The organism is Paenibacillus sp. FSL H3-0302 (assembly GCF_037982245.1).
GTDB lineage: Bacteria > Bacillota > Bacilli > Paenibacillales > Paenibacillaceae > Paenibacillus_AQ > Paenibacillus_AQ odorifer.
In genome coordinates, this window is record NZ_CP150284.1 from 1,250,016 (window position 1) to 1,262,041 (window position 12,026).

The 12,026-nt window shown below is 45.7% G+C and carries 11 protein-coding genes; 2 read left to right on the forward strand and 9 right to left on the reverse strand.

What is annotated here, in order from left to right:
• Positions 1–6: 6 nt before the first annotated feature.
• Together MHH50_RS05465 and MHH50_RS05470 are read right to left on the reverse strand one after the other, a co-directional pair.
• Entirely contained in the window at positions 7–681 is a 675-nt protein-coding gene (locus MHH50_RS05465) for a helix-turn-helix transcriptional regulator (protein ID WP_076187318.1), read from the reverse strand.
• Between the two features lie 125 nt (positions 682–806).
• Positions 807–1,739, reverse strand: a complete 933-nt coding sequence (locus MHH50_RS05470; protein WP_076130627.1) for an EamA family transporter — start codon at positions 1,737–1,739, stop codon at positions 807–809.
• Positions 1,740–1,907: 168 nt separating this feature from the next.
• Here MHH50_RS05470 and MHH50_RS05475 point away from each other — a divergent pair, with 168 nt between their 5' ends.
• Together MHH50_RS05475 and MHH50_RS05480 are read left to right on the forward strand one after the other, a co-directional pair.
• On the forward strand, positions 1,908–3,317 hold the full coding sequence (locus MHH50_RS05475) for a PLP-dependent aminotransferase family protein (RefSeq protein ID WP_076130628.1): 1,410 nt from the start codon (positions 1,908–1,910) through the stop codon (positions 3,315–3,317).
• Positions 3,318–3,541: 224 nt separating this feature from the next.
• Complete coding sequence (locus MHH50_RS05480; protein ID WP_340034584.1) at positions 3,542–4,192, forward strand: hypothetical protein; 651 nt, start codon at positions 3,542–3,544, stop codon at positions 4,190–4,192.
• Between the two features lie 813 nt (positions 4,193–5,005).
• On the opposite strand, the gene MHH50_RS05485 is transcribed toward MHH50_RS05480, so the two are convergent.
• From MHH50_RS05485 to MHH50_RS05515, 7 genes are all read right to left on the reverse strand, one after another.
• Positions 5,006–6,415, reverse strand: coding sequence for a nucleoside recognition domain-containing protein (locus MHH50_RS05485; RefSeq protein WP_076220490.1), 1,410 nt, complete (start codon positions 6,413–6,415; stop codon positions 5,006–5,008).
• Positions 6,393–7,124 (reverse strand): FeoB small GTPase domain-containing protein, encoded by a 732-nt coding sequence (locus MHH50_RS05490; protein ID WP_076130631.1) that lies wholly within the window; start codon positions 7,122–7,124, stop codon positions 6,393–6,395. Before MHH50_RS05490 ends, MHH50_RS05485 begins: the two co-directional genes overlap by 23 nt.
• Entirely contained in the window at positions 7,121–7,375 is a 255-nt protein-coding gene (locus tag MHH50_RS05495) for a FeoA family protein (RefSeq protein ID WP_036679839.1), read from the reverse strand. The genes MHH50_RS05490 and MHH50_RS05495 overlap by 4 nt, the downstream gene beginning before the upstream one ends.
• Before the next feature lie 226 nt (positions 7,376–7,601).
• Complete coding sequence (locus tag MHH50_RS05500) at positions 7,602–8,060, reverse strand: SRPBCC domain-containing protein (protein ID WP_076104700.1); 459 nt, start codon at positions 8,058–8,060, stop codon at positions 7,602–7,604.
• Between the two features lie 105 nt (positions 8,061–8,165).
• On the reverse strand, positions 8,166–9,122 hold the full coding sequence (locus tag MHH50_RS05505) for a YafY family protein (RefSeq protein WP_076309219.1): 957 nt from the start codon (positions 9,120–9,122) through the stop codon (positions 8,166–8,168).
• 147 nt (positions 9,123–9,269) lie between these two features.
• Entirely contained in the window at positions 9,270–11,216 is a 1,947-nt protein-coding gene (locus tag MHH50_RS05510) for an ABC transporter permease (protein ID WP_076309218.1), read from the reverse strand.
• The gene (locus tag MHH50_RS05515) at positions 11,191–11,961 is read right to left on the reverse strand and encodes an ABC transporter ATP-binding protein (protein ID WP_340034585.1); all 771 of its coding nucleotides are present in this window, start codon (positions 11,959–11,961) and stop codon (positions 11,191–11,193) included. Before MHH50_RS05515 ends, MHH50_RS05510 begins: the two co-directional genes overlap by 26 nt.
• Positions 11,962–12,026: the final 65 nt, after the last annotated feature.

Sequence of the window (12,026 nt, forward strand, 5' to 3'; positions counted from 1 at the left end):
CTCCTGTTATCCTTTGGCTTCAAGTTCGAGGAGTAGTTTGATGATGGAGGTTTTTGTTAAACGTCCTACCACATCCAGTTTTGTAGCGCCGTCTTCAGCGGCGCTGGGAACAACCACCGGCAAACTGTCTACCTCGTGAAAAATCATCTTATGTGCAGCTTCAAGCACCGGTTCATCCGGTGAAGTTGTGACCACTTTGGGCTGGCGCGTCATTACCATGCTTACGGGCATGGAGACTGCACCGGGGTTGCCCAAGGTTACCTTTAGGAAATCCTTACGTGAAGCAACGCCCGTGAGTTTACCCTCTTCGTCACAAATAATAAGAGTGCCTACATCCTGTAGAAAAAGCGTAACTACGGCATCTTGAATAGTTGTGGTCTCGCGGATAACTATAGGTACACTTTGAATTTCTTTGACCATCGTTTCTTGCAGCAGATAACCGCTTCCCTGACGACTGGATGATTTCAATCCTGGGAAGTACCCGACCTTCGGCTTGGCGTCGATATATTTGAGCATAACCAAAACAGACAGATCCGAGCGAATTGTAGGCCGGGTAAGGTTCAAACTTTCGGCAATCTGTTCGCCGGTAATCGGAGCTCTTTTGTTAACGATATCGATAATCTCTATTTGACGTGATGTCAGTTCGATCACAATTCCCTCCACTTCCGATAAAAAAGGCATTCCTCTTTAGAAAAGAAGCGCCGTTAAGCGAATCCTCCTTTCATATATGAGTCATATTTAGCTGTGTTTAATTTAACTTGTTTATATAATACGCAATAGTGGTCATAAATGCAATATATAGTACGTCATATATTTGATTTTTTTAACGCAACAGTGTTGATCTTCTTTTTTTGCAGTAATTGCTTTAAAGCATCAGCATTCACTAGGATCGTTCCGGCAATGATGGTGAACACTCCAAGAATTGTAATCCAAGATACGGACTCCTTGTAAAAGAAAAAGCCTACACCCACGGCAATCGGTGGAGAAATATAAAGCCAGGTAGAAGGAAACACTGGGTTGGTCTTAGCTACGAGCCAGTAGAACAAGGTATGGCCGACCATGGAGCCGATAACTGTGAGATAGAGCAGTGAACCTGCTGTCTCGAATGAGAAGAGAAATGCAGGATGTACTTTTTCCGTGGCAAAAGAAAGAATGAATAACAACGCACCGCCATACATCATTTGAGCCGCATTCAGCGCAATCGGTGAGACCTCAGGCATACTGTTAATTACTTTTTTGGAGTAAATCGCACCTACAGCATAGCAACACTCTCCAATTAGGACTACGGCGCAACCGATGAGCCACAGTGGTGAAATATCAACGGCGAGATTGGGGAGAACCAGCAGCAGTACGCCAGTGAAGCCGATGATGCAGCCATATAGCGAGATGGCGGGTGCTTTTTGCCGAAGAATAGAGGTTTGGAGCAGCAGGATCATGATCGGACCAGTGGCAGAGAGTACAGCTGCAAGCCCTGAAGAAACATATTGTTCAGCCCAGTAGAGACCCGCGAAGGTGCCGAAGGTTAGAGCAGACCCGGTGAACAACATTTCTTTGCGCAACAGCAAGGAGAAGCTGGCTTTTCGTTTCCAGACCATCCATAGGAATAGAACAGCGCCTGCGACAAAAAATCTTAAGCCCGCTGAAAAGAAAGGAGGCGCACCGGCATCTACGCCGATTTTGATAGCTAGAAAGGTCGTGCCGAAGATCAGACATACAAGTGCATAAGCAAATAAGATCATTTTGAAAGTCCCCTTTTGTGTGCTTTATAAAATATAAGAATTTATAAGCTGGCATTTTGTTAATCATATAGGGGAGAGGACAGAACAGATTGCCTTGTGTAGAACAGATTAATTCGGAAATCGTGTACAATATGATTACAAGGTTGTTCGGAGAGGAGTTGTAGCCAGATGAAAAAGGTTGTGGGAGCGGAGCATAATCATCCTTTGTTTCGGCAGGTCTATGAATTTCTATTAAATCGCATGGAGCGAGGGGAGTGGGTCGCACATGATAAGCTTCCTTCTATACGGCTGCTGGCGGAGGAGCTTAAGGTACATCGACTGACCGTATTCAAAGCGTACAGACGGTTGACGGAGGATGGAAAGGTTTATGTAAAAGATAAATCAGGATATTACGTGGCACCCATAATCTCGCTTCCTGCTATTGAAGTAGGAGCCGCAGTATCGGCTTATGCGCTCACTAATCCGCTGTCTGATATTCAGAGAGTGCCAGTTAAGTATCAGTTCTCGCAGGCGCTGATTGATCCGGGGCTGCTGCCGAATCTTTTTCTATCTGACTATGTCAAAAAAGTGTTCGATCTATATCCCAAGGTAATGGGAACGTATGCCTCGGTCCAGGGGGATAACGAGCTGCGTGAGACGTTAAGCCACCACTTTCGGAAGCAACATCGGCTGCAGTTAACTTCGGAAGAGCTGCTTATTACCTCGGGTGCGCAGCAGGCGATCAATCTGATTGCCCGGATTGTGCTTGGTCCTCTGGATACGGTGCTTGTGGAGCGGCCTACTTATAGTGTTGCTATGGATATTTTTCGCCGGGAGGGGGCACGGTTGGTCCCGGTAGAGATCACTCCGGAGGGATATGATCTGGAGGAAGTAGAAGCTTTGATGAAAAAGCATAAGCCGCGTATGTTCTACATTAATCCAACGCATCACAATCCAACTGGATACACGGTGCCTGTGCAACAGCGCAAGCTGTTGGTAGAACTGGCCGAACGTTATCGCTGTTTACTGGTGGAGGATGACCCGTTCCGCGATATGTATTTTGATGAGGAGCCGCCGCCGCCCTTTTTTGCTTATGATACGGAGGGGTGGGTGATCTATATCAGCAGCTTCAGTAAATATGTAGCCCCTGGCTTACGAATCTGTGCGGTGGCCTGCCGATATCCATTTATGGAACGTCTAATCACGGCCAAATCACTCGCGGACAATGGCACTCCGCTGCTGAATCAAAAAATATTTCTACATTACTACACCTCCCCACGCTTGCAACAGCATCTGGGTAAGCTGCGCATTGCACTTCAAGTGCATAAGGAAATTGTAGAAGAGGAGCTGGCGGGGACTGGCTGGGAATGGACGACTCCGCAAGGCGGATTAAATCTATGGGTGAAACTACCGGAGCATCTTACGATGGATCGCCTGTTTGCTTCAAGTATGGCGCAGTCGATCGCTTTTGTTCCTGGGGAGTTATTTGATCCACTGGGGGAAATGAAGTCAAGGCTTCGCCTAAGTTATTCCTTTGCAAGCGAAGGGGTGCTGCGCGAAGGAATACAGCGTTTGATTGGGATCGCGCACAGTTTGTGAGTGGTACAGCAGGTATGGGGGATTAATGAAGAGGATATGAGGAGTTAAAGAAGATTAGGGTAATTAAAGAAGAGGATTAGAGGAATTGCTACCGGATAAACTTGTATCACTTATTTGGGAATTCCTGTAACACTTTCCACGTTTGCTCCGTCTGTAAGGTAAAGAAGGGGGTTATCAAAGTGCGAAAGATCAATTTCCGAAAGTTCAATTTCCGAAGTCCAATGATGATATTTCTAGGTGTCCTATTAATATTTACGGCTTTGCTGACGGTGAGGCCCTCAGTCACTTATGCATGTTCCTGTGTTATGCCTGCGGAGCCACTGGAAGCTCTTGAGAAAAGTACAGCTGTCTTTGTCGGGAAAGTAGTGGACATGAAGGAGCCGTCACAGGGGAACATAATTTCTTCTGCTGATCCAGTAAAGGTAACCTTTGAGGTGGATTCCAGCTGGAAAGGGGTCGAGGGAAACCAAGTTACATTGACTACGGCTTTATCTTCTGCAAGCTGCGGCTTTGAGTTTGTGGAAGGGGAAAGTTACATTGTCTATGCTTATGCTAGAGACGGCGGAGACTCTGGTAATCTGGAGGCTAGTTTATGCAGTCGAACTAAGCGGCTAACCGCTGACTCAGTGGATCTAAAAGAGCTGGGACCGGGTATTTCGCCTACAACGCCTACCGCTTCTCCGGAGGTAACCCCGAATAATTCACCGGAGTCAGGAGCTGGGAGTAATGAGCCTGATCAAACGGGGAACCCCGCTGGGGACAGTGATTCCTTTCCTCTTGTTAATGTGGGGATTAGTGGAATAATTATCGTTCTAGTAGCTATAGCTGGGGCTGTTCTATACCGTCGTAGAAATGATGGAACGCGCAAAAAATGACTCTAACTGTAGAGTCACGTCATGTAATGTAATGGTGGGATCAAGTTAGGACGTAAGAGTATATAAGGGGTTGTGATAAAATAAGCGGTCGCTCGGGATAAACATCCGAGCGACCGCTTATTTGTTTGAGAAGACCTTGAGTAACTGGTGTTGGGCTGTGTTGGTGGACCAGTGGTGGAGTATGTTGGTGGGCGAAAAGGTACTGATGCTAATGCTGGTGTGTGCTGAAGGGCGGCGTAGGTCTAGAGTTGGTATGTGTGGAAGGGCGATGCAGGTCTAGTGCTGGTGCTGGTGCTGGTGCTGGTGCTGGTGCTGGTGCTGGTGCTGGTGCTCAAGTGTAGCTCGGAACCATCTAGAATCAATAATTAGGGAAATCCTCCCTGATTTTATCGTGTTTTACTCATTATTAGCGATAATTGGGGAATTCCTCCCTAAAATTCTGCGGAAATTGCCCTTTTTGCCTATAATCGGCTAATTATTAGGGAGAAATTCCGCAAAAAGTCCAATGTGTGCTTATAAAGATCGATTATCAGGGAGAAATTCCGCAAAAAGTTTAACGCGCGCCTATAAAGTTCGAATTTGAGGGAGAATCTCCTTAAATATCAGTTCAAGGAGGGCAGAATTTTGTGAAGCAAGTTGAACTTTAGATTGTAAGGTAAAGTAAGGTGAATTCCGTGTAGCAAGGTTAATTTGGGTGATGTGATTAAGGTGAATTTAGTGAGTTAATGATGAATTTTTGCGATGTAAGTTGAAATCAGTTGAAGTCAGTTGTGATGTCACTTGAGTTTAGATCGCAAGCCTACCTCACCCTCGTCACACCCACCCAAATAACCGGGCAAGCTGAGCGACAGCAAAGGTTACTCCGATGGCGATACCCAGCGGAATGACTGCTGAGAGAACGGCCCACTTCATGCTTTTTGTTTCCTTGTAAATGTTCACGAGTGTCGTACCACAAGGATAGTGGAGCAGGGAGAACAGCATCATGTTGAGTGCGGTCAGCCAGGTCCAGCCATGTGAGAGAAAGACATCTTTGATACTGCCTAAGCTGTCGATATCAACCATAGCGCCTGAGGACATATAGCCCATAAGCAGGATAGGCAATACGATTTCATTCGCAGGAAGTCCAAGAATAAAGGCCATGATGATAAAGCCATCCATGCCAAGCAAATGTGCGAACGGATCAAAGAATGCAGCCATATGATTCAGTACAGAATCGCCGCCAATAAACAGATTGCCTAGAATCCAAGTGATAATCCCGGCAGGGGCAGCAACGACGATAGCCCGAGTAAGTACGTTAAGGGACTTATCTTTGGAGGAAATAAGTATGGTCTTCCAGATTTGTGGACGGCGGTAGGGAGGAAGCTCCAATGTGTAATGTGTGGGAACCCCACGCAGCGCAGTTTTGGACATGACCCAGGAAACGGTTAAGGTAACAATGATGCCGATTAGAACCATTCCCATTAGGACGGAGGCAGTGGTGAATGTACGAAGCGCCCCTGTCGTAGCGGCTCCTGCCATAAATAAGGAAGACAATAAAATCAGCGTGGGCCAGCGGCCGTTGCAAGGGACAAAATTGTTGGTCAGTATAGCCAGCATTCGTTCACGCGGCGATTCGATGATTCGTGTGGAGAGGATAGCGGCCGCATTACAGCCGAAGCCCATGGACATGGTTAAAGCTTGCTTGCCATGACCACCTGATTTTTTGAACAGTCGGTCCATGTTAAACGCAACGCGTGGCAGATACCCGAAATTCTCAAGCAGAGCGAATACGGGGAAAAAGATCATCATCGGTGGCAGCATGACACTGATTACCCATGAGGTGCCTCGATACAAGCCAAGCACAAGCACGCCGTGCAGCCAAGCTGGGGCATGGAGAGCCTCAAATCCCGCTGTCAGATATCCTTCGATGAAGCCAAAGAAGGAAGCGAGCCAGCTAGAAGGGTAGTTAGCCCCGGCAATCGTAATCCAGAATACGACACCGAGAATGGCGAGCATGATGGGAAAACCCCAAATTTTGGAGGTCACGATATTATCCAGCTTATAAGTGCTGTTCAGTTTCTTCTTATCCCGATAAGTAACTGCATCTCCGCAGATGCCTGCGGATACGCCATATATACCACTGACAATCTCATCCCGAATGGCTCCGCCGTCAGCGAGCTTTTTTGCGGTGGACAATAGGGAATCTAGAGCGTCAGATCCCTTAGTGATAGGCAGTGACTCCATGGCCGATGACCTCCTTTGCTTCGGGTAAATCCTTGCTTTTCATATGCTCTTTAAGTGAAGTAAGCAGGCTGTCATCACCGTCCAATAAGCGCAGTGCAATCCAGCGAGCGGGATATTTGGTACCGATGGTTTGCTCTACCAATGGTGTAAGCTCGGCAATTCCCCGTTCGATCTCTTCGTTGTAACTAATCCGCAGCGGCTGCGCTGTGAATGAGCCTGTAGCCACTCGCTCCACTTGATCCAATAAGGCATCGATCCCTATTTTATTGCGTGCCGATATCGCAACGACGGGTACGCCGAGACGTTTGGAGATACTCTTCAGGTTGATGTCGATGCCCAGCTTACGTGCTTCATCAATGAGGTTGATGCAGACAACCGCCCGTCCGGTAATCTCCAGCACTTGCAAGGCAAGATTGAGATTACGTTCCAGCGAAGTAGCGTCAAGCACTACAAGTGTCACGTCTGGCTGTTCAAAAATAATATAATCTCTAGCCGCTTCTTCATCCGCGGAATTTGAGTATAGGGAGTACGTTCCTGGTAAATCTACCGCGAGGTATGAATGGTTATTGTGTTTGAATTCGCCTTCGGCAGTAATGACGGTTTTACCTGCCCAGTTTCCAGTATGCTGTCGCATGCCGGTTAGCAGGTTGAATAGTGTGCTTTTTCCGGTGTTAGGATTGCCTGCAAAAGCGACGGTGAACTGACTCATGCTTCTACACCTCCAATTAATTCTCCGAATATTAAAGAACTTTCTTCTCTACGCAATGCAATGGTCGTATTGCTTACCCGAAAAGCTATAGGATCTCCTAATGGACTACGCCGCAACACCTCTACGATATTCCCGACTACGAACCCGAGGTCCAGTAATCTTCTTCTAAGCACACCTTGAACTTCAATGTCGCTGATGCGCAGCGTGCTACCCTTTGCAGCCTCTGATAAAGGAATAGTTGTTCCAGTCATGAGATCCCTTCTTTCATTTATATTTTTACCGCCTACGGTTTTTATTTTGTGTATTAGAACATTTCTTGTAGTCTGGCACAACATTAGTATATGGCAACAACTTTGTCCCTGCAACAAGAATGTTTCCCTTAGGCAAAATAAAATTAAGCAAAAAAAGCCCCTGACGAAAGAGGGCTTGTACGCTCTTTTCCGCAGGGTTGAGCTTAATTCTTAATTAACATTAAAATTACGACCAGCTGCCAAAATCAAGTGTACGTCCGGTCTCGACCAAGGTTTTAATATTACTCAGAACCTGCCACCAGGCGTTGATACTGCCAGCATATGAAGGATCATCAGGATGCCATTCATCGTGGATAAGCGTAAGCTTAGTAGTTCCACCCACCGGTTCAAGCAGCCAAGATATACGCGATTCATATCTTTCTGTACCCTTATGATAGGAGGGGCCGACCTTATGCGTGAAACGAAACGCTTTTTGTGGAGTGAACTCCAGCAGAGTCCCATATACATGTATCGTTTCATCGCCATCTGCACCGGGACCAACATATTCCAGCAATTCACCTTCTTTAAAAGTAGATTGGATTACGCTCCCGTAGTAAATCTGTTTAGTACCTTCGGGAGAGATCAAAGTCTCCCATACCTGCTCAGGTGTTCCGCCAATATAAAATTCATAGTGAAGTTCTTTCATTCCTTATTCCTCCTTGGTTTGTACAATCATTTATTCCCTTAGACTTATTTACACTATACAAAAGGATCACTGACAACTACGGTCAGTGATCCTAAAATAATCATTTTAAGTCTTATAATAAGCTGCCAGATCGGTAGCTATAGCGGACAGCTTTTGTTTCAGAGCTAAAGGCTCTAGGATTCGTAGTGTTGATCCATAAGGCAACAAGAAGTAAGGCGCATAAGTCAGTAAGGAGGTCTCATCGACTTGAAAACGGGCTTGTCCGTCAATGCGCTGGACCAGCGTATGTCCAAACAGCCAATGACTGCATAGATCGTTAAGGATTCCTTCATCGGCGGCGATGACTACTGCTATGAGTTTTTCTGGAGTATTTGGTGTGGGCAGCAAGCTTTTTAACAAAAAATCCCGTGCAGAGAAGTCAGCAGGACGGGCAAACAGAGCTTCTGTGCGGTGCAGTTCAGTTATTCTATCGACTCGGAAAGACCGAATTTCTTGCCTCTGATGGCAATAAGCAACGGTGTACCATTGCCCTTTCCACAGGACAAGTCCATAAGGATCAATAGCGCGGGAAGAAATCGTCTCCTCGTTTCCCTTCCGATATTCCATCTGGAGGGTATGTCCGTTCGCCGTCGCTAATTCAAGCTCTTGCAGCAGGTGGGGAAGCGGCGCAGCAGGGGAGTGGATGGTTTCTATCCCGCTCTCATGACGCTCCATCTGTTCTAATTGCTGCGCATTGCTGTACCGTTTCAGTTTGGCGATTGCTTGATCTAGAGCTTCTACATAAGGATATCCAGTTCCCCGCGCAAAGGAGGCGGCTTGCAGGAGGGAACGTTGTTCGTCGGAGTCAAAGAATAACGGGACCTCGGAAAAATGCTCCGGAAGGCTATAGCCACCACCAGGTCCACTATCCGCGATAATGGGTACGCCACTGATGCATAACGCGTCGATGTAGCGATAGACAGAGCGGACACTGATCTCTAGCGCTTCTGCTAGTTCCCCGGCGGTTCTTCCCCGTTGCTTGAGCATCCAGAGAATGGATAACATGTGATCAGCCTTGGACATAAATCAGGAACCTCCTTGCCTCATTAATTAGTAATAGTTTACTAACTATAGCAAATTGCCTATTGATCAGCTAGAGAACCTTTTGGTGCTGCCATAAGTTCCAAGCCGCGAAGTACATCCAGGGTTACGATTCTTTTCAACATGGTGTTACACCATTATTTTCTTGAGACTATGAATGTACCGTGATCTCGCAATAAGGAAATAGATAGTTTGCACAACCAGAAATACAGCAGATGTAGTAAGCACGGGCACAGTTACATTTGTGATATTAATCTGTTTCAGTATCGGGCGTATCACGACAAGGGTCTGAATGGTGGCAATAATAATCGGAATATAGAAAAGCACAGAAATCTGTTTGGTAGCAGAAGCTGACATTTCTTTAGTACTTAAACCGATTTTGGACAAAGCATTATACATTTGCTTATCTGTATTGAGCTCAGTATGAAGCTTAAAAAAGAGAAAGCTGGCTGATGAAAGCGAGAAGATCAGTGCGATAAAAATCCCTATAAAGCTAAGCATGGCGGCCCCTTGTTTGGTAGATAGATAGCTGTCTGCTCGCGATCCCAGTATAGAGCTGTATTGATGGTTAGCCTTGTTAGCGGCTTTATTCCATTGGATAAGGTCTCTGGTGACAACAGCTTCAGCTGAGCTGTCATTAGGTGTAGGACCGTCCCATGCAGGGATTTTGTATAGATATTTCACATAAGGTCTCGTGTACTTCTCTGTTGAATTAGAAATCTTATGATATAAGTTGTCATCTACGATTAGAAGTGAGGTGGCCATTGGATCTACTGGATGCACCTTTGGTGTTCGTAATTCTTTTAACATCAGTTCCTCATCTTTTTGAACCTTCAAATGAATCGCTCGATTAGCAGCATAATTCTGTGAATCCATATGTGGGTTCAGCAGTAATACAGCTTCTTTTTCAGACAAGGGTCCAACCTCGGATACATCCATCTGTAAGCCCAGTTGATTGAACTGTGAGCGGGAGATCAGATCAATTCCAAGTATTATTTCCTTATCGATTCCTTGAATGGAAGCAGAGATTAGATCTACTTTATTCTCTGTATACTCGACTTTAGCATTCTTTAATTTAGTGTGAATGGGCTCTAAATCTGGTGCTTCATCCTTCGGATCATAAATCGTATAACTCACAGCGAATGGGGATTTTTTATAGAGGTCTGAGTTCGCTTGATTAATCGATAAAAGAATTCCCGAAGCCATACAGGCAAGCGAGGTAACCACAGTTACAAGGAACAGCATTCTTGCATTGTCTTTAATCTTATAACTCATCTCGGAAATCCACAGCAGATTGGTTCCGCGCCATAACCGTTTGCGTCTTAGTTTTAGTAGGCGAATGCCCAATACAGATAACTGAGAGTAGAAAAAGTAGGTTCCAGCGATACCTGTGACAGCGGCGACTAATAGTGAGGACGGGGACAATTGCTTCCGAATCGCGAGAGCGCCGACGGTCAACAGTAGAAGCCCAAAGAGCGAGAACAACAAGGAGACACGGGGTTCTTTTTTAGGTTTAACATTTCCCTTAAGCAGTTCAAGAACTTGATGTTTACGAATGAACAATAATGTGAAGATCGAAATGACCAGAAATAATGAAATGAAAGAGATAGAAGTAATCATTAACGCCTTCATTGGCCAATAAAAGGGTAGTGGCTCCATGCCCATAATTGTCGTGCTTAGCAGCAAGAATAACTTGGATAAAAGCATGCCGAAAGACACACCTGTTACTATAGAGAGCAGTCCGATCAGCATGTTTTCTATAAGAATCAGCTTGTTGATCTGGCCAGGTCGTGCGCCTAAAATCATCAGTATGCCGAACTCCAGATTACGCATTTTCAGAAATGCGCTAATCGAATATAGTACGAAAAAGAACGCAAAGATAAACACAATGTAAGAAGCAATTTGCATGCCGGAGGCTGAATTCGCACCCAGCGCGATGTTCGTAATACTAGGGTGATAAATAAAGACTGAATAAGAGAAAAAGATCATGACCATAAAAGCACTGCTTAAGAAAAAAGCAAAATAAGCGCGCGAATTACGGCGTACATTATTAAACGCGAATTGAGGAAAGTTCATGACTATTCCCTCCCCAGAATGAAAGTGTGTCGATAATCTTTTGGAAGAAGGCCTGACGGTTATCTCCCCGGTGAATTTCCGCTGCTAGTTTGCCGTCTTTTATAAAAACAATTCGGTTGCAGTAGCTCGCTGCCAGTGGATCATGTGTTACGAGCATTAGCGTGGTGCCTTCTTTGTGGTTAATATCCTCCAGCGATTCCATCACCATCCGCGAAGAATTGGAGTCAAGCGCACCCGTAGGCTCATCGGCCAAAATAATCGAAGGAGAGGTAATGATCGCCCGGGCAATTGCGGTCCGCTGACGTTGTCCCCCTGAAATTTCATAGGTGCGTTTGCTCAGAATATCGGTAATGTTTAAGCGTTCAGCGACTCTTTGAAGCAAGATTTCCATCTGTGAGAGCTTACGGTTATCCAAAGTCAGGGGCAGCACAATATTTTCGGCGACGGTTAACGTCTCAAGCAGGTTGAAGTCCTGAAACACAAAGCCTAGCTGTTTTCGGCGAAAGTGGGCGAGCTCTTTTTTATTCAAAAGATAAGGGTTGCTGCCATTGATATTCACTTCGCCAGAGGACGGCTGGTCGATTGTGGATACCACATTGAGCAGTGTTGTTTTACCGCTACCAGACGGTCCCATAATTCCGACAAATTCACCTTTTTCAATATTAAGATGAATATCGGTGAGGGCTTGGGTCACTATTTTGCCGGGGTATACCTTATGAAGTCCTTTGACTTCCAATACGTTCATATCATTCATTCCTTCCAATACAAAAATGATTTCATCCGCCTTATTCGGGGAACGGGTTATGTATA